Origin of the sequence: Pseudomonas lini, assembly GCF_001042905.1 — a bacterium.
Taxonomy (GTDB): Bacteria; Pseudomonadota; Gammaproteobacteria; order Pseudomonadales; family Pseudomonadaceae; genus Aquipseudomonas; species Aquipseudomonas lini.
This window is the reverse complement of record NZ_JYLB01000003.1, coordinates 694,323-712,040: the sequence shown is the minus strand read 5'-3', so window position 1 is coordinate 712,040 and position 17,718 is coordinate 694,323. Positions and strand designations below refer to the sequence as shown.

At 50.7% G+C, this 17,718-nt stretch carries 12 protein-coding genes and 1 pseudogene; 4 read left to right on the top strand and 9 right to left on the bottom strand.

Annotated features, from left to right (window positions below; genetic code table 11):
- Nucleotides 1-379: 379 nt before the first annotated feature.
- The 3 genes from TU81_RS11840 to TU81_RS11830 all read right to left on the bottom strand — a co-directional run bounded on the left by TU81_RS11840 (nucleotide 380) and on the right by TU81_RS11830 (nucleotide 3,457).
- Complete coding sequence (locus TU81_RS11840) at nucleotides 380-1,570, bottom strand: DUF4268 domain-containing protein (RefSeq protein ID WP_048395221.1); 1,191 nt, start codon at nucleotides 1,568-1,570, stop codon at nucleotides 380-382.
- Between the two features lie 162 nt (nucleotides 1,571-1,732).
- On the bottom strand, nucleotides 1,733-2,608 hold the full coding sequence (locus TU81_RS11835; RefSeq protein WP_048395219.1) for a hypothetical protein: 876 nt from the start codon (nucleotides 2,606-2,608) through the stop codon (nucleotides 1,733-1,735).
- A 111-nt stretch (nucleotides 2,609-2,719) separates the two neighbouring features.
- Nucleotides 2,720-3,457: a GIY-YIG nuclease family protein gene (locus TU81_RS11830; protein ID WP_048395217.1), complete on the bottom strand. Its 738-nt coding sequence runs from the start codon at nucleotides 3,455-3,457 to the stop codon at nucleotides 2,720-2,722.
- A gap of 363 nt (nucleotides 3,458-3,820) precedes the next feature.
- Here TU81_RS11830 and TU81_RS11825 point away from each other — a divergent pair.
- Together TU81_RS11825 and TU81_RS11820 are read left to right on the top strand one after the other, a co-directional pair.
- Nucleotides 3,821-4,066 (top strand): annotated as a pseudogene (locus TU81_RS11825) (DNA adenine methylase); the annotation flags it as partial.
- A gap of 155 nt (nucleotides 4,067-4,221) precedes the next feature.
- Nucleotides 4,222-5,580 (top strand): hypothetical protein, encoded by a 1,359-nt coding sequence (locus TU81_RS11820; RefSeq protein ID WP_151152262.1) that lies wholly within the window; start codon nucleotides 4,222-4,224, stop codon nucleotides 5,578-5,580.
- Nucleotides 5,581-5,624: 44 nt separating this feature from the next.
- On the opposite strand, the gene TU81_RS30300 is transcribed toward TU81_RS11820, so the two are convergent.
- The 4 genes from TU81_RS30300 to TU81_RS11805 all read right to left on the bottom strand — a co-directional run bounded on the left by TU81_RS30300 (nucleotide 5,625) and on the right by TU81_RS11805 (nucleotide 9,320).
- Nucleotides 5,625-6,053 carry a HEPN family nuclease gene (locus TU81_RS30300; protein WP_151152261.1) on the bottom strand — a complete coding sequence of 143 codons (429 nt, stop codon included), beginning with the start codon at nucleotides 6,051-6,053 and terminating at the stop codon, nucleotides 5,625-5,627.
- Nucleotides 6,054-6,153: 100 nt separating this feature from the next.
- On the bottom strand, nucleotides 6,154-7,137 hold the full coding sequence (locus TU81_RS11815; protein WP_048395210.1) for a DUF4238 domain-containing protein: 984 nt from the start codon (nucleotides 7,135-7,137) through the stop codon (nucleotides 6,154-6,156).
- A 110-nt stretch (nucleotides 7,138-7,247) separates the two neighbouring features.
- Complete coding sequence (locus TU81_RS11810; RefSeq protein ID WP_048395350.1) at nucleotides 7,248-9,020, bottom strand: SIR2 family protein; 1,773 nt, start codon at nucleotides 9,018-9,020, stop codon at nucleotides 7,248-7,250.
- A 90-nt stretch (nucleotides 9,021-9,110) separates the two neighbouring features.
- Nucleotides 9,111-9,320: a hypothetical protein gene (locus tag TU81_RS11805; protein ID WP_048395208.1), complete on the bottom strand. Its 210-nt coding sequence runs from the start codon at nucleotides 9,318-9,320 to the stop codon at nucleotides 9,111-9,113.
- A gap of 519 nt (nucleotides 9,321-9,839) precedes the next feature.
- Between TU81_RS11805 and TU81_RS11800 the strand changes: the two genes are divergently transcribed.
- Nucleotides 9,840-10,457 (top strand): hypothetical protein, encoded by a 618-nt coding sequence (locus TU81_RS11800; RefSeq protein ID WP_048395206.1) that lies wholly within the window; start codon nucleotides 9,840-9,842, stop codon nucleotides 10,455-10,457.
- Nucleotides 10,458-10,747: 290 nt separating this feature from the next.
- On the opposite strand, the gene TU81_RS11795 is transcribed toward TU81_RS11800, so the two are convergent.
- Together TU81_RS11795 and TU81_RS11790 are read right to left on the bottom strand one after the other, a co-directional pair.
- Nucleotides 10,748-13,975 (bottom strand): hypothetical protein, encoded by a 3,228-nt coding sequence (locus tag TU81_RS11795; protein ID WP_048395205.1) that lies wholly within the window; start codon nucleotides 13,973-13,975, stop codon nucleotides 10,748-10,750.
- A gap of 189 nt (nucleotides 13,976-14,164) precedes the next feature.
- Nucleotides 14,165-14,878: a hypothetical protein gene (locus TU81_RS11790; protein WP_048395203.1), complete on the bottom strand. Its 714-nt coding sequence runs from the start codon at nucleotides 14,876-14,878 to the stop codon at nucleotides 14,165-14,167.
- 888 nt (nucleotides 14,879-15,766) lie between these two features.
- Between TU81_RS11790 and TU81_RS29110 the strand changes: the two genes are divergently transcribed.
- Nucleotides 15,767-16,747, top strand: coding sequence for a hypothetical protein (locus TU81_RS29110; protein WP_053078286.1), 981 nt, complete (start codon nucleotides 15,767-15,769; stop codon nucleotides 16,745-16,747).
- Nucleotides 16,748-17,718: the final 971 nt, after the last annotated feature.

The following is a 17,718-nucleotide window of genomic DNA, read 5'->3' as shown; positions in this document are numbered from 1 at the left end:
TACCATCTCGATACCCCCCCAGAAAATCCAACACGCGCTGAGTGACAACAGACAAATCTACGATCACACTCAGTTGGTGTTCATGATGCGTGAAATACGAACCATTAAGCCTCATCGTTGCCTGGCAACTATGGAGCGGTTTTTGCCGGTGGTGACAGGCAGTAATCGGCCGATTCTGTTGAAAAAGTCGACCATGGTTTGCGCAGCAGAAAAGTATGCGTCCGAGATTGAAATCTTTACTTTCGGTAGAGGCTTCCGGACTCGGATTTCACGTAGCAGTGTGCAAAAAAGGCGTTTTAGCCAGTCAATGACCAGGCTGTTTGGCCGAACCGACTTTTTCAACAGAATCGGCCAAAAGCGCTACGAAATCAGGAACGACTCAGTCTGCCGCACTTTCCAGCATGTCATCAGCAGATAAGTTCTTCTGCTTCAGCTGCTTGTTAATCAACTTCAGCGGTTCGCGCATTGCCTGCTCCAGCCGAGTCATGTGCTGAATCATCCACTGGATCATCTCAGGCCAGTTCGATCTGTCGTATCCATCAACGTCTTTGGTGTACTGGATACGACAGGCTTTTTTGTTGGGCATCGGCAACCAAACCAGACTATGTCCAAACGCCGCTTCAATCCCGTCTCTCTTTGCCGCCAAGCGCTCGAACACAAAGCTGTTCGCAGCGGCCTGACTGTTTTGCAGGCTAAGACCGACCCGTATTTCGTTTTTACCGAAGATAAGCTGATATGGCATACCACTCAGACCAGAACCGGCGCTGAGCCAGTGATCCTTCGTTGGGCTGATGTTGTTGTACACGGAGCAATTACTCTGACTGAAGGCTTCCAGCGCTTGCTCCCAAAAGTCTTGTCGCAGGGTGTGACGATGCTTCTGTTCACTGTCGGCACTTTTTTCCTCATCTTCCTTAGCTACCATTCCGATCATAAAATCGGAAGACTCCGGCGTGGGGATAATCTGCTCACAGTTGAGGAACAGTTCGTCACCAGACTGATAGGGCGTCACTTTGAAACACTGGCAGGCGATTCCAAACTGACTGAGCCACAGTACCGTATTAGTAATTTCTTTGCGGTAACGAGCGGCGACTAGAATCAACCGCTGTGTCTTTATTCGGTTGATCTGTGCGGCTTCCAGTCCGTCGATCTCTAGAAACTCGATCAGGTTGTCAGCAGCACTGGCCGCAGGCTGGCCGAATTCATGTGCTTTCTGATTTAAATAGCGTTGGTATATTTCAATCACCTGGGCCTTACTCAGATTGGCGCAGTAGCTGGCGTATTTTAGTGCCTGCCAAATAACATCACGCCCAGAGTCGTCGAGCTTGTTTTCGATAATGACCAGATTTCCCTCCTTATCAAGGGCTAAAAGGTCGAGACGTTCACGGGTATCATCGAAACCATCAAACTCCTTCTGAATGATCAGCAGTTCCTCACCATCGCCCTGAGCCAGAGCCTGTGGGCAGTTTTCCAGCCACTCTTGCAAATGCTTGCGTTCGGTGAAGCCCAGTTCCCCAAAGCGCTTGATTTCCAGCGGTGCGATACGGTTCTGGGTAGGGTTAATCTTAAACATGAGCCACTTCCTGTAACTCGGCTTTTATCTCCTGCAAGCGTACCTTGCCAGTGATCATATTTTGCCGAAAAGGTGTCGGGGAGCTGAGTGAGGTTTTGTATTTTGCGTTCGTTTTCGACCAAGCATTCAAGGATCACTCCAGTCACGCTTGTGATGCCTCAGCTAGACATTATCTTGGCCCTTCCAGCTAAGAAAAGCAGGTAGGTGTAACCCGACGAAACATAGAAAAGAAAAAGCTCTTAAGCTATTGAGTTCGGTTCCGTAGTCAGATATTTCTCCATGCATTACCTGGTGGCGATTCAGCGCGGAAAACTCACCTCCTGAGGATTGAGTAGAAGCAGCTCTGTCCCCCTGGTTCATCAAAAAATCCAAGTCGTGAAGAGCCAATATAGGGTTTACGTAGTTTAGGTCTTCTTCGTCGGCAACCTTGTTTCTCAAAGCATAGGCTGCCCTGGTTTCTCCCTCCTTTGCTCCTTGCTTCGTAAGCTTGCTGCCTACTTTCTGTAAGGCAGATACCGCTCCAAGAATCTCCGAAATCATGCCATCCGCTTGAGCAATGAATACTGGGATCGATAACGTGTAGCCGTCTGTATCTGCGCGCTTGTGGGCTCGTACTGCTGCGCTGATCGCTATCGCTCTAGCAGGGAACTGCTTCGATAGGTTTTCAGATAAGCAATCCACTCTGGATCGGTAATGTTCTGCCATGAACTCATTGACCTGCTCTTTATCAATACTTCGGAGCTGATCAGTGACTGCGTATGCTTCTCGGAGGGATCCCGTCCAAGCGAAAAACCAACCTTTTGCTGAGGCAATATCCATAGCCTCTTTCGAACGCTGCGGGAATTCGTCCATTTTTGTCTGAACAGCTTCCCAGTTGATTGAAGCTATTCGATCAGCGAGTGAGCGAAATTTGGGGGCGCCTAGGTCAATTGTCGGTATAGCTTTTGCCATGCGTTGATTCAATGCTTGCAGGGACTGGAGAAACCTTTTATGAAACTGACCCAGTACCTTTTCGATTTCCTTGCCGCCATCGTCCATTTCTCCTCTCCTATCAGCCGCCCGCGTAATGGAGAAGAAATCATAGCAGCGGCCCTTTTACTCAACCAATTAGGTGATCACTCATCAGCGCAACAGCCAGTATAGTGGTTGCTATGACCGAGTTGCTTTGGCAACACGCTTCTTGATCGACTCGGCAAGACGAAGCTCCTGATCGGCCCGATATTTTGCAAAGTACTCCTCTGTCACAGACCGAGCTTCAAGGGCGCGTCCAAGGTACGTGAGGCAGAGAGTGAGACGATCAAGGGCTTGCAGTTCACCCGAGTAGCCGAACTCCTGTCTTTCCTCATCCAGCAGGAGGCCAATCAATCCGCGCTCAAGTTGCAGTGAAGCGTATGCCTCGGTGTCAGCTATGGCTTGGTAGTAGCGCGAAATGGCGAGTTCTGGGTCCGACTTTTCCAATGAGCGCGTCGCCACAATGAGTTCGCGGTTTGCATCGCGAAGTGCGTGGTACTTATTCAGAGCATCGAAATCAGTCTTTCGTCCAAAATTGATCCAGTTGACTAGAGTCTCTGACTCTTGGGCAATCCATTCATTTTCGAGACTCTCGGCCTGCGCAGGAGAGAGGTTGTCTGCAAGTATGCGGATCGTGTACTTATTTTTTAGGTGACGCTCTACATATCGATGCCAGAGCTGATGGCGCGAGTTGTCCCATGCCCGTTTCGCTTTCCCCTTTCCGATATAGAATGGCGTGCCTTTTTCATCATAGTGCGCGTAGACATAGTTGCCTCTGGGCGAGACTTGATTGGCGTCTGCGGATGGTTCAAGTCGCTGACACTCTCCGAAACATAGACTAAGACCTTCACTGGTGATTCCTACCTGGAGCTTCATGTGTCAGCCCTCGTGGTGGCTTACTGCTAGGCACCAAATGCTTTGCTTAAATGCACCCTTGGTAGATGAAAATTTCTTGCTGGGCACAGTGAGACCTCTAGAGTCGGCTTCGGGTACCTGGTCAAAAGCGTTGTAGCACCAGCCCAGCAAGTCCATTTCACAGTATCGCTGACGTAGAATGGGGTGGTGCGAGACACCCAGGAAGAATAGGCTGGATACGTGACTCTGTCGAAAACCCCAGGCCAATTTTGCGTCTCAGGAGGCCCCTAATGGGCGTCCCCTTTTTTACTTGCGAGCCTGTCTAGATGATTCAGGGTCTCAATACGAAAGTCTTCCTCCTAGGGCCGTAGCAGGGGCAAGGTCGGCCATGGCGTGGACTTTCCGTTTGAGAACTACGAGCGGATGGCCGACTTCATGCGCCGTTGCAAGGGCAAAGTAATGGTCAGCATCAACGACCACCCGGATATCCGCCGCGTGTTCGAGGGCTTCCACTTCGAGACACTGGACATCCGTTACAGCAACACTAACCAACGGCAGGGCAAGGCAGAGATTAGCGGTGAGCTCGTGATAATGAACTGGCAGCCTGCTGGCCTTGGTCTGCTTTTTTAATCGAATAGCTGATGGGTGATAGCATTTAGCCCCGAGCGAGCCGTGGTATGGTTGAGCGCCCCCAGATGCCTCGGGGTCGCTTGAACAAGAAAGCTAGCTTCACTATTGTGGTGAGGTGTAATGGAATACCCGGCCTAAATCACTGAGATAGCTTGATGCGTATTCCACTGGAAAGCTTAGAGCCGAAAGGCCGGGAAAACTGCCTCTGTGGTTCAGGAGAACGGTTTAAGAATTGTTGCAAGGATGAGTGGCGCAAGTATGACTACACCAAGAAAGTAAACTCATCTGACTCCCCAGTGCAAAGATTGATATATCTTCGAGCTCACATAACGTGGTATCGGCTTTGTCACATGGCTCACACGGTTCCCCTGCTACAGCTGAAGCATTATGATGGCGAGCTTTTAGATGTAGATATAAAGGCTTTGTGTGAGCTAGTGCAAGGCGCGCGGGAGCTTTATGGTGAGTGCGGAATTATTGAGTTATATCCTCAGATGCTTGGTGAGTTAACGACCGCCATTGATGATGTAAGGTGGAGGTGGGCTGTCTCCTGCGAGGAAGCGCTTTTTAATTTAGCTATTAAAAACGATTATGCTGCAGCTCGGGCTGTGCTGGCTAAATATAAATGGCAAGATATACGTAGCTCTGAGTTGCTTGAGGTCTATCTGGATGCATATTCAGATAAATTGGGGTATATCGACATAATTACTTTGGCCTCCAAAGTAGTTGAGCTGACTGATTCGGAATCTTCGAGGTTTCATTATCGATTCTTGATTGCGATCCAGTATTTTCTTTTGAATGAGTCTGAACGAGCTGAGATATTAGCTCGTGAGGCCGTAGCGGCATATGAAGCTATTCCTGTTGCTGAGAGAAGTGTCCATGGACGTCGGTTGCTCGGCATGGCAGTTATGCAGCTTGGGCGGATCCTGAACGATGAGGCTATGCTGAGAAATGCTATCGATTTATTGGTCGCTGAAGTTGATGAAAAAAATTATAAAAGTGATGCGATAGCAGATATTTGGCTGCAAGTTGGCGAGTGCTATCATATTCTTCGCGAACTCTATATGGCTGAAAAACTTTATCATCGGTCGCTCTCAATTGAGCCTACGCCTTTGGCGAATGTATTCTTGGCGGACTTGCAGGTTGCGATGGGACGCCCAGAACGGGCAAAAGAAATATTGGATGCGCTCGTTCCTGAGACAATGAGTAATCCTAATCGTTTCGATTATGCGATTGCTAGATGCAATGTTGCGTTGTTTACGAAGGATTCATCAGACGTTAAAAATGCTTTGGGTTTGATAAAAAAGTTGGTGGCTAAAGAACCTTTTTTCAAGGACTTGATACAAGGTCTGATGGTTGCGCTGTATGAACTTCCTGCCGAAAATGGGGTGGCTCAGGCAGGTTCGATTTTGGCGAAAATTAACAGATATATAACCCTTAATCCAAATGTTGCTGGGGTTGGCGTTAACTTTAATGCGATGATTGATGATTACCTGAATAGCAAATCACAAAAATAGCTTTATTTTGATTAGGATAAAAAACTTTAGCCGGGATTCATGTTTTACTGGTTAAGTAAGCTGGCAAGAAGTCCTCTCAAAAGGTTTTTAAGTTGATCTGTTGGGATCTTTGCCTCAAAATAATTTCTATCTGAGAAGAAAAAGCCTTCACACGGTCGGTGATCATTTGGGAAAGGTGAAACGTTGCAATGAGCGACGGCGTTTCTAAGTCGTCTTACTAATTCTCGCAGGTTTATTTCTTGTGGGGTTTTGTGTGCTCCGGCATTCACAATGCAGTCTGGTCTGAAACCCCAAGCTTCTATATCTAAAAGAGATTTTTCAGGAATTATATCCGACATTCTTTCATTTGGAAAAAACAGAAGTCCGATGAGAGTGTTCAGCAATTGTGTGGTTTCATACTCTCCCTCGTATGTATCAATAAGCTCTAAACTTCTCTGCATGAAAAGTCTCTCAAAGTTGTTGAAATAGCTCATGCAGTCTTCTTCCATGTGGTTCGCACATTTGTGGTGAATTTTTATACACTATCTCGGCTGCGCTGTGATAGGTATCTGATAAATAGCGCTGACGCGATTGCTACCACTTAGGCTTCGTGTGTCTCTTTCCGAACACCTGCTGATGGACTGTTATCGATCCGTTCCACCCGCGGATTTCCTTAGTTTCCAGGACAGGAGAACACTCAGCGTGTTTGAGAATCAGATCTTCTTGGCCCAGCGCTGAAGCCAGAATGGACTCGTAGGCGAAACGGCAGATTTGCTCGTTTATTGCTTTGATCAGCTCTTCGTCGTCGATCTCGGCTTGCAACAATCCCTGCTTAGCATAGCTCTGGGCGAGCGCGGTGTCGCCGACGATTGCTAGGTGAGGGCTGATGGGGAAGATCAAGGCTACTGGACCTTGGGGTAGATTCACAGTGTAGGGCAACTGTTGTTCGAAGGTGATGGACGGGTCGAACCAGATGACAGGGTTATCGCTGGTAAGGAAGGGCCGACTGGTTTTGTTGTGTACTACGGAAAGTCCGATCACATCATACAAAGCACCCATACCTTGGAACATGTCGACCATCGCGTGGATACTACGATGCGGGTCAATGGCGACTTCCGCCATGTTTGGTAGATCTTCAAAGCCTAGAGGAGGCGTAGGGAGTTCCCCTCTGGCATGCATCGATGTCAACTGACTTTTGACGAAGTGCGCATCGATACCCTCGGTTAGGTCTCTTGCGGCTGGTACGCGCGCCCGTTGAAGTGACATGAACTCGAAAAGGTTGGATAGCTGATCATTCATATCCCTGTTGGCGCGAAGTTTCGCAACCGTTTTTGGCCAACCACTCTCGATTGTGGAAAAGAAGTCCTCAAGTGCGTTGTTGTCTTGGCCACCATCGGGCTTCGGCTGTGAGTAGTAATAGTTCCTAAACTGGGTGGAGTCTGGACTCTCAGGGCGAGGTTGCTGAGGGTTGTCCTTTCGATAGACCCACACACGGCCACTCTCGTTACAGAAGGCCTTTAGGTAGGCTTTGGGCACGAAGTGATGTCGCTTTTTGTCATTCTGTTGCTTCTTTCCCATGTTCCCGGATTTCCTGTTCTTCGCCTGTGTGCTGGACCTTTCCTACCACTGGCAATGCAGCAGATGAGGTGTGTAGTAAGTCAATCCATTGTGTTGAGTCGACCGGTTGATCAAAACCTCTGTGCAGATTGACGCAGGCATGCAAAAAATAATTCTAGAAATTTTTGACTTCCGTATGCAAAGCCCGCCTCAAGCAAAGGAGTCCTGAATTCATCATGGGACATCTCTTCTTCAATCGTGCTAATGGTTTCTCTTTTCCATCCCGAGCGTCCGGTAATAATGTGTTTAGCCTGTCCTCTTTCAATATGCTCTTGGATGCTTGATTCGGTGACGTTGCGTGTTTTTGTAAAGTACAGTGCACAATAAAATTCGAAGCGGTCAAACAGCATCACTGGATCGCCTAGGCCCGCAAAGCTTGATGCCCAGCGTGGGGTAACCTCTTCAGCAAGGCGATTGCTAAGTGGTGTTTTCATTTGATCTTGTCCCGGAAGTGATTGCCAGATTGATTTCTGGGTAACTGACTCGAAATACCCAAGATTGAATGACTCACCCATGGACATGGTGATGCGGGAATCGATAGCAATAGTCGATTCAAGTAGGCTGTAGAGTTCCTTAAGTCTTCCTGCACGCGTGAGGCCTAATCCGTAGGCCACAAATATCAATACAGCAGGATATTTTTTCAGCTCAAGCCATACGTTTAGCCCTGATCCATTTTTCAGCGCCTCTGCTGTCAAAACTCGAATAGCATCAAGTACCAAGTCTTTTTCAGCTCCATTTCCCCACCTACCCAAGACACCTGAAAGACGAGCCATAGTCTCTGTTGAGGTCTCATAGTTCGTGATCCAGGTTGCATAGTCCTGCCCCATCACAGCCCCAGGGTCGGCAAAAATAGGAGAGTAATGATCAGCGAGTTTTCGCAACTCTGTCGTCACTAAGTCATCAAGCTGGATATTGTGATCAGGCTTCGATAAGAACCGTTTCGCCATGGCGATGGTAAGTTCCATGCTTGCCGGATTCTGTTGGTGATACTCACTTAGCGTCTGGAGTTTTAACTGCAAGGAACAAAAGAAAGAGTCTGCGTCCGAGGCATTGGCAACGATTGCTTTTCGTTGCATTACTAATTCGTCTCCGCGCTCAGATAATCGACCGCGGGTCACCCAAAAAGTAGGATAGCGTCGATTAGGAGCTCTTGTGAAAGCTGATCGCAGCGCATGATCCCAATCGCCAGACCATCCCGAAACGATCAGACCAAACTCATCGAGAATCCTATCCAGAACGACATTGAATTCGGATGGATAATCTCCGAGCTCTACATCTGTATTGAGAATCCGAGCATCTTTGTAGTCTCCATGAATTTTTAGGATATAACATTGGGTGTGAGTGATCGGTTCTGCTCCAGCGAGCGTATCAACGGAACTCACGACTGTTGGCTCAATTCCGAGCTCGCGTAGTGCGTTCTCCATGAGACGATCAAAGTTCGTGGTGATGATTACTCTGATGAAACCAGCCTTCACCATCTCTGCGATGGCTCTGTGAGCAGGGGTAGGCATTTTCATGCCGTCTTCCAACTCCTGTTCGGTTGGTTCAAGAAAACCTTGAATGATAGCTCTGCGCTCTGTTTGCGTGGTGGCAAGCTCTTCGAGCAAGGTCGAATAATTTGGTTGATTACCAGTACGCTCAACGTACCAAGCATGCCAGTCTTCCTGATCAAGAACCCCTGATGCTATGCCGGCACGCTTAATGAGTTCCATGGTGATTTCCCACCCGGTAGGAATACCAGCTGATCTAGACAAGCCAGATCCGATTAGTACGGCATACACACCTTTGTTCTCATGCATCGAAAACGCCAACCGGGTTGCTGGATCACCAGAAATCACGCTCATGCTATTCATCCAATTTCAAGAGGTTAGGGTTACAAAGGCGGCCCGCTATCAGCGCCGTCACGGAGGCTGGATGGTTTGTTCTATCAGGGATTACTCTGGCGTCATCAGCACCGCAAGAGTCAACTTGATGAACTCTTCGTTGCGGTTGATCGCATCCAGGGCGCTACGCACGTTTTCGGCGACATCTGCGGCTCCCCGCTGCTCGACCCAGTTCGTGAGCTCCATAATGGCGGCTTCGAGGGCGAGTTGATTTTCGTTGATCTTGAACAGTAGGGAAGGGAGTAGGTCAGAGTCGGGCATCGGGAGTCCTCCATGGTGATTTCAGCGTAGCAGCAGAAATTGAGAGAAAACGTGGGCTTGTAGATCGGCAGAACGATCTGGAGAGAGTTAGGCAATTGCGTAGTACTCAATGCTTGTTAGGCTTCGATCATCGAGCGAGTGGAAGGTGGCGGGGGGCTATTCTCTAAAATTCTATGGGGCAAAAATGGGGCAAATCGGACGCCAACTAATGCCATTTAATGCCAAATGAACAGTGCTTACGATTTGTCAAAAAAGCCCCGCAGCCCTTTGTTTTTTAGGTTGTAGGGCTTTTTTGCGCTAGTACTCCAACACAATCGGGGTGTGGCACGAAACGGTAGGACTTGAACGCTAGCGCGTTTTGTGGATAGATATCCAAAGGCGCTGATGGGCGCCTGCCGCTTGCATTGGCGAAGTCAAACACCATCGTGGCACAACGCAGTTCCCCCATTCGCGTAGCTCCTACCCAGGCGCGCGGTGAGCAAGCAATCGTAAATTCATGCGCCGATCTGGAGTAGAGCTATGACCCAGTACAGCTATATCAACCTAATCAAACGCGAAGCGAAGGCCTACGGGAAATCCATGGGTGCTCCACTTGCCATGGCGCAAGAACATGTTGCCCGAGATGCCGGCTTCGCTCATTACCATGAAATGGTTGCAGTATCAAAAGCCAACCCCAGTGATCCCCGTCTCATGAGGCGGGCTGTAGGCGTTTCAAACTTAGAAGACGTCCTGTACCGAGATTCTATATGGGCGGCGTTGGGTTCCCTGGTCGAAGATGCCTTCAGTGGAGCCATTGCTGATACGAATGCAACAGGATTCACTATAGAAAACCTGGAGATATCGTCGGCGGATTACGATGAAACTAACGGCATGCTCACACTTGAAGTTTACTTCGAGTACCAAGGAGAGCAGGACCTAGACCGGGTTTGGCACGGCAGTGAATTCTATGTTGATGCTCAGATACAGCTTATTTTTCGGGATGGTTGGGACTTTGTGGAAGAAGATCCGTTGGCCGTCACTGGCTGCAAGACAGACCAGGATCTGGATCATGAAGCAGAGCAAGCCTATGAGTATGAGCAGTATCAGAAGTCTCAACGGAAGCGTAATGAATCTCACGAGGATCCCTTTGAGTTTTAGGGCAGATTTAGGGCAAAACTAGGGCCGCTATAGACCGCGTGGCGCCTTCCACGCGGCGTAAAAACAGTGTGTTTTCTGGTCTGTGGCGGCCTGATGAGGATTAGGAAGGGGTTCGAATCCCTATCCGCACTTCTTTACTTGAATGCCATGCCCAATGACCGCATTCGGCCCAGAAGCGGATGCTCGGACCAATCTGACTTCAGCCGAATGCGTCGTTCGTCGCAAAGGCACAAAGCTCCCCAGGCGCCGTTGATGGCCGTATGGGTCAGCCAGCCGCAAGTGACTAACCCTTATCTGGCTTCAAATGAACGAATCTTCGCCAGCGCACGGCTGATTGGCGGGTTTTCCATGCCTACCGGAATAAGAACATCGTCGTCAGGCTTGATAGCCGAAATCTCCTGGTCGTTCTCATCGATCTCCCAGGCATGCATGACAACAACCCCAGAGGTTAATAAATGGCTAACGAGCTTTCCTTCGGCATTCACCGTAGCAACATCACACTTCTTGTGCACCTCATAATCTTTCAAAAATCTGTCAATATTTACAGAAGAGCTTGGCGTCATAGTATGGATTCTAGAAAGGGCTGTTTGGACTTTCGAAGAGCCATCATCAGACCGATCAATATTGCTTGTAACAACCACACGATAATGCGCAGGATTCTGCCTGCTAATGCCACGTATCAATGCGATGCGCAAAGTGTTATTGGGATCTTTGTCCCCGATAGTTTTTGCGATATTCTCGAATATTTTATTCCCAACAGCGGTGTGCTCGAAGCCAAACATCAGCAAAGGAATTTCGCCTTCGCATGTTTGAAAGCCTAAGCCCTTCCAACCGGCTTGATCCCACAGACTCACCTGAATGAGAGAAACTACTTTAAGCTCTCTATGTTTCATTGTTGAAAACTGAAACGGATGTTTTGGACGCTCCTCGCGCACATTCGATTTAGGGCGCCAATCCATAGGTTCTATGTTGTGATGTTCAAACCAAGTGGCTTCTCGTGTTGGCTTGTACAACTCGAAGACCGCATCATTGTGAGAAACCATACCTGGTACTGCATCGCGCCCCATGAAATAGCTATCCAAGCCAACATTAGAATTGAAGATAACTGCGCGCTCCAAGGCCTTATCGTCTCGAAGCATTTCTTCCAGTTTCGACCAGCCAATTTGAGGGCAAACGATGGAGACAAAGTGAAGGCAGAATTCACTATAAAAGTTCTGGATTCTACTTCTTTGCTCGTCGGTTAAATTGGCAATACTGAACGGCGAGCAGAGAATCTCAGCAGAAGTCACCTGCGCAGCAGTATCGAATCTGTGCTGCAGTATGAAGTCATCCTCATCTTCCAATAAGATATCAATATTCACGGCGGGCACTGTAGCCGCTGCATGGTCTGACATCATCGGTGCGCAAAAGCTTTCCAGTACAGCCAGCAATTGCTGCGCCAGCTCAATGCAGGGGGATTTCACTGGGAAGGATACAGACACCTTACAACCCAGGATGTAGGAGCTTATGGTCGTCCAGCGGTCTAGATAAAGGTCGAGCGGAGCCACCGGAGCTCCCATATCAATGCTGCGCCACATGTTCATAAATTGAAAATCAATTGGCTCGCCCTCAGGCCCCGCTTTATCTTCATGACCTAAGCAAACCAATAGTGCGTCCGCACTGAGCCCTAGATCCAATTGATTCAGTTTATCCGGCAACCACGCCAGCCTCTCAATATCTGAAAAATTGGCATTGAGGAATAGCTTACCAATCAAACATTCATAATTGATCTTCTGACTATCTGTCCAAGGATTTTCATCCAGCATTGGAGAGATGAGGTGAGCCAGGTGATACCAAGTCAGCGACTGGCCCAAGCGACCTAGCTGACCTTCAATCCACATGAGTCGTTGGTAAATAGCGGCTTGCTTAGCACTGCTTCGCTGTTCCTTCAGCGCATCAGCGGTAGCAAGGTACGCTGCCATCATCGCTGCCCCTCGCGCAGCCCAGAGCAACCCCTGCTTCTCATACGCATGGGACAGCATATAAAGGGCAGCGAAAATTTCCCGCTTGCTCTCGCTGCTATACAACCCATAGAGGGACAACCCAAAGCACTTGATCGCCCTGTAGTAATCCTTTTTGTCGCTGCTCAGCGCTCCGCGCCTCAGGTACTTATCTGCCTTTATCCGGCTGTTTTCCCGTGCACCGGCATCGTCAATGACCTTATCCATCAGATCCTCGTAGGCCTTGAGATCTCCAAAGGCCACATCGAGAGCTTCCAACAAATTGACGAGGCGAGCCATAGGATAACCAATCAGCTTATGGGCGCTGTCGACTATAGTGCTCAGAATGTTAAAGGTAGTGTTGACTTGATCCTCACTTTCAGCCGTCAACAGGTCTAAAAGCGCCAAAGAAGTCTTGGCCTGCAATGCGCCGCTAATCATATCCGCGTCTTCGGCTATCGAGTTCAACTTCTCTCGAATGGCAGCCTCTAGGGAAACCACATCGAGGGTGCACTTGCCGTCTCGATGAGTGGTGACCACTAGATTGAACAACGTTACGACTTTCTCCCATACCTCAACGTTGTCGGTCTCTTGGGCCACGCCAAGCGCTTTTTCAAAGGTTTCCTCAAAGAGTTCGGCATTTTCCAGCCACCAGTACGCGGCCCATGTCAGCTGATAAAGGGCATCAAAATGCTGTCTTGGGGTACCAAATTTTTTCGCTGTCCGTACGGCGATATCGAACTGATGCTGTACAGCAGCGGCATCCCGCTCAAGCTCTTTGTAGATGATGGCACGCTTGGTGTAGAGATCGACCTGGGGGATGGTCAAACGGCCTGGATCTTCAATCTGGTCGATCTGGCGTTCGATCTCTGCTAGCTGGATCTGCTTGTCAGCATCGAATGGGCCGATCTGAATTGTGCTGTCAATGCTGCCTGTAAGACCTAGGTGATCGATAGCAAGGTGCTGATTCTTGGGCTGCAGCGTTTTATCAAGCAGCCAGGTTCGATCGAGGATTGTGACATTGACGTCATACTTTTCGGAAAGCTCGTCTTGGAGCTCTGCCCTGGAGCTGTTCTTGATGAAACGGCTGGTGACACAGAAGATTCGGACGTAGCCACGCCCTGTTGACATGATGCTCTCGACATCCTTTCTGCATTTTGCCCTCCAATCTTTCTGGGTGCTGACACCGAATGCCCATCGCTCGGACTCTGGGGACTCGTTTAGCCCCCAGAAGAAGGCGATCTGGTTGGCGACAGGGAAAGTTTCTGTGTCGGTTTTGCCGTCGCCACCTGCTGTTGGGCCGGTCTGGGGAACCAGGTTGGGACAGATTTCTCGCTCGCAAAGCTTCCGTACGAATATCTCGAACTGAAGCTCTTGGCTTCGATTGTTCAGAGTCTCGAAGTGGTACTCCAGCATGGAGCGGTCGATGGTCGATTCTTGTAGCTTTACAGTATCCGAGAACTGCTCCGGACGTCTTGCTCGCAGGAAGTCTTGCGGCTTAGGGCCAGCGATCTTGGTAGCCGATTGTTCCTTTTCCATCATCCACTCCTGAAATGATCAATGGCATCGCCCGGCTACGATCAACGCCTTGGCCCTGAGCCAACGCAAGGCTCGGCGTCATCGTGATGGTGTGCGGTTCACGATGCTGGGGATGGTCCGTGCAGACATGGTGAGCGGACGATCGTTTACACCAGCCACCGGCCTTGATGGCTGATGGCTTGCTCGAATTTATGGGGCCGGCCTCTCGGGCTGCCAAAAATTGCAGCTGAAGTTATTCAGGCCTCCGCCGTGGGGACTAGGCCTGACCGAGAATACCTCAGGCACAGCATCACCGTCGCCACCCTTGCGGAAGAACTCTCTCAGAGAGAAGAGCGCCTGCATCTTCAAGCGCTCCCATTCTTCGAACAGGCGATCTTCGAGATCCCTCGCGACCTTGGCGGCGCTAGGTTTGCGCTTGGGCGGCAACTGGGTGTAGTTGGGTTGAGGGGAAAAGTCGTAGACGAAAGTCAGTTGCCCGTGATCCCAGTCCGCAGACTGTGACGCTCGCCAGCGGAACGGCACTCGCACAGATAGCCGCTTGCTGAGGTGGAAAGGCGGCCTGATCTGATCGTCAATGTAAAACAGCTCCCCCTCTTGGCGCTCAGTTTTGAGCCGCCCCTTCATTTGTTGCACGGCGTGAACGAGGTCACTGCCGGCACGCAGCGCATCTTGCCGAGTCCGTTCGCGCTTCGCATGGGCCTTGGCCTTGCTGTACTCAGCGATCGCTTGTTGGAACCCATGGAGCTTGGTAGCCACGTAGGGCCCACAGTTACTGAGATCAAGGCCATGAATCGGCCCTACGCGCTCTTCATCTAGGCACTTGTGTACTGCTGCCCGAAGCACCGTCTCGTCGACGTCGCTGATTGCAGCTTGCTGATCACTGGGCAAGTTAATGTACGACATAACCAAAACTATCCTTGTGTAATGGTGGCCTGGCTACCGCCTCATCTCAGCCCCTGGCCACTGGCTAGCCTTCGCCCGCGCCTATGGGACATTGATTGTCCTATGGCGATAGCAGGAAACTCTTGAGGATAATCGGGCGATGCTGTCACAAATGCTCAGATAGGCGCAATGCCCGCAGTGCCGGCCTCTGGAGGCAGACCGATCAGCTGCTGCAAGACGTTGAGCCTGAATCGCCCCTGCTTCTGTAGACGCCTTCAAGCTTCAAGGAAGGGCTGCTAACTCTGCGCAACTGTCCGCTTTTGGCCGAACTCTGCCGTATCTGACCGGCAGCTATGGGTCCAGGCTGTGTGAAAACCCCAACCAGAAATTGAAGAGCGCGCTTGTGCGTGAAATCTGAAATTGATCGGCTGGTTTGTGAGGTCGGATTTTGCATAGAAAGGCGGTTTTCAGCCCTATTTTTGGTAGTCGCTACGCTCACAAACGTTTTCACACAGCCTGGGTCGAAAGCAGTCATCCACGACCGGCAGTTATCGACCCGACTCGTATCTTGCGCAGCGTAACCGCCTTGAGCCATGGTGCTGGCCAGAGCATCGAGAGTCAGGCTTGGGAATGTCTTCCCCAGCTCAGGCCCACAGTCGCGGCCTGAGCCGCCTTGGAAAATGAGTCGGCTGGCTGCTTGCACTGGGTCCGGGTATGCCTGTGCCAAGGCTGCCGCAAGATCGGCCGGCTAGGTTGAAGGCGACGCGTTCACAGGATCACCAGGTCGTGTCGCACCAGCGGATACTGGATATACTCGGCAGCCAATGGCCCTGGCGCCGACCTGGCCCCTCAAAGTCGGGGATTTGACGGTGCCAGCGGCCCGACAAGTGCGTAGCCGTATGTGGTGACATGATGACTCAACTCCAAACCGACATTCCTACAGATAGCGACCAAGAAGAGTGGGTCGAGCGTGACGGGGTCCGCATGCCTGTATCTGAAGCCCTGGAGTTGGCCGATCGTATTTTTCAGGGCGGTCAGTACCAGGCATCCCTTGGAGAGGCCTTTAGCGATCAACGCTCGTTTGAGGAAGGAACTGCGGGCTATAGCGATTACAAAGCAGGCTTTGAGGCCCCCTACAAACAGGCCGAATGGTCAGTGGAGCTGACAGGCGATCACAAGGATCTCGAGGCACTTGCTAATGCAGGAAGCAGGTCAGACTATTTCCGCATCTGGGGCGGTGTCGATGACTGGCATGACTGCCCGAACGACCGTTACTACTTCAACACGCTGTATTTCGAGGGCCTGCGGGATGAGGAAGTCGTCTGGCAGTTGACGTACGAGCTCTTGGGGATATTTAACAGCACAGCCGAGTTTTTCAGCCTCGACGCATGGAAGCAATCCGTTCGGACAATCCGCTACCGGGACAGCCCGATTTCCTTCCGGCCGAAGGCTAACGTGTTGAGGCTCATCGGACGCCCCCCACGGATGTCACACCGTAAGTGGCGGAAGCATCTTGCTGATGCCTCATTGGTTTCGCCGCGCTTTGTGCTTGTGATCCTCGCGACCGAAAAGGAAGACATCTACATGATGCTCAAGTACTTCTCCGAGCCTGGGAGCTGGTCGACCTACTACAAGGTCATGGAAACCATGGAGACCCTAGCCAGGCAGAAGGGCTTCAGTGTCCCCGTAGCGAAGACAGCCAAGTCGCGTTTCACAAACAATGCTAACAACTTCGACGTTGTCGGCTACGACGCTCGCCATGGGTTGATGCCGAAAGGCAAAGACAATCCCGTCGAGCCGATGACGCTCGAGGAAGGGCATGTCTTCATTACCGGCTTCTGCAAGTCGTACCTCAACCTGGCATACCCAGAGTTCTTCAATTTCTGCTAAACCTGCTGCATTCACAAACTGCAGTCAGCCTGAACCTTTTTGCGAGCGAGGGCGGAGTCCTCATGCTGGTCGTACAGCCGATCGCATCGCCTGACCAGGTCATACACTGACTTTCCACAGCGCAACAATTGTGGGCCGGAGCTGATCGAATGCGACCGCCTTCATTGTGGTCGCAAAGGCCTTGCCTTAGGCCCACTAATGCCTGCACCAGAATCAATGGCGGCCCTCCGTTTCCTCCTGAGTGTGGGGTGCAGCCTCTCTCTATCGTCCGCAAGCCAGGGTACAACCTTGCTGGCGGTCAACCAAGAGATGCCAAATGCGAACAGACCGGCCGATTCGCCTGCAAATACAAAGCCTCGGTATTTTTCGTCCAAGTGGAATATCGCCCCAACTCCTAACGCGGCAACCGATCCGAGTATTGCGATAGCGCATATTAAGTAGATCACCATTCGTCGGCCGGCCATAGTCGGCTTTTGAGTGAGCGACTGCTCGCATTTTCGTTTAGCCCTGAGGTAGAAAATGCGGCAAAACGCGGTAAGGACTAAAAAGAGAACTGCAGCGGACGCCAGATGAACGCCGGGCACCCGTTCCATCGTAGGGGGCTCAACACAGCTGGCTAACGCGGCTCCCGCCGTGCGCACCGCTTCGTCAACAGCTGGGCATAGCTTGCAGTTACATGGGAACAACGCAACCCCGAGTGCAGCGACTGCAGCAATCTTGCTCAGCCAGGCCTCGCACTTCGAACCGCCAAGATAGGCAAGTAGGAACGCGGCAATTGAGAACAGGGACCCCACAAATACGTCCCGCGCCCAACCACCTTGGACGTATGCTTCACTGATAGAAGCAAGCCATTTGCCTGCCAAGAGGGTGCACACTGCTCCCAGAGACACTGCAATAAGGCCCACTATCAGCTTCATGGTGCCTTGATCTATGTCTTCAGGCTCATCCGTCGGGTCACTTGTTGTTTCGAT

Bases quoted from the DNA above. Each gene is read 5' to 3' on its own strand.
- TU81_RS11835 (WP_048395219.1), bottom strand. From the start codon at position 2,608: ATGGACGATGGCGGCAAGGAAATCGAAAAGGTACTGGGTCAGTTTCAT.
- TU81_RS11820 (WP_151152262.1), top strand. From the start codon at position 4,222: ATGCGTATTCCACTGGAAAGCTTAGAGCCGAAAGGCCGGGAAAACTGC.
- TU81_RS11800 (WP_048395206.1), top strand. From the start codon at position 9,840: ATGACCCAGTACAGCTATATCAACCTAATCAAACGCGAAGCGAAGGCC.
- TU81_RS11815 (WP_048395210.1), bottom strand. From the start codon at position 7,137: ATGGGAAAGAAGCAACAGAATGACAAAAAGCGACATCACTTCGTGCCC.
- TU81_RS11790 (WP_048395203.1), bottom strand. From the start codon at position 14,878: ATGTCGTACATTAACTTGCCCAGTGATCAGCAAGCTGCAATCAGCGAC.
- TU81_RS11830 (WP_048395217.1), bottom strand. From the start codon at position 3,457: ATGAAGCTCCAGGTAGGAATCACCAGTGAAGGTCTTAGTCTATGTTTC.
- TU81_RS11795 (WP_048395205.1), bottom strand. From the start codon at position 13,975: ATGGAAAAGGAACAATCGGCTACCAAGATCGCTGGCCCTAAGCCGCAA.
- TU81_RS29110 (WP_053078286.1), top strand. From the start codon at position 15,767: ATGATGACTCAACTCCAAACCGACATTCCTACAGATAGCGACCAAGAA.
- TU81_RS11840 (WP_048395221.1), bottom strand. From the start codon at position 1,570: ATGTTTAAGATTAACCCTACCCAGAACCGTATCGCACCGCTGGAAATC.
- TU81_RS30300 (WP_151152261.1), bottom strand. From the start codon at position 6,053: ATGAGCTATTTCAACAACTTTGAGAGACTTTTCATGCAGAGAAGTTTA.
- TU81_RS11805 (WP_048395208.1), bottom strand. From the start codon at position 9,320: ATGCCCGACTCTGACCTACTCCCTTCCCTACTGTTCAAGATCAACGAA.
- TU81_RS11810 (WP_048395350.1), bottom strand. From the start codon at position 9,020: ATGAGCGTGATTTCTGGTGATCCAGCAACCCGGTTGGCGTTTTCGATG.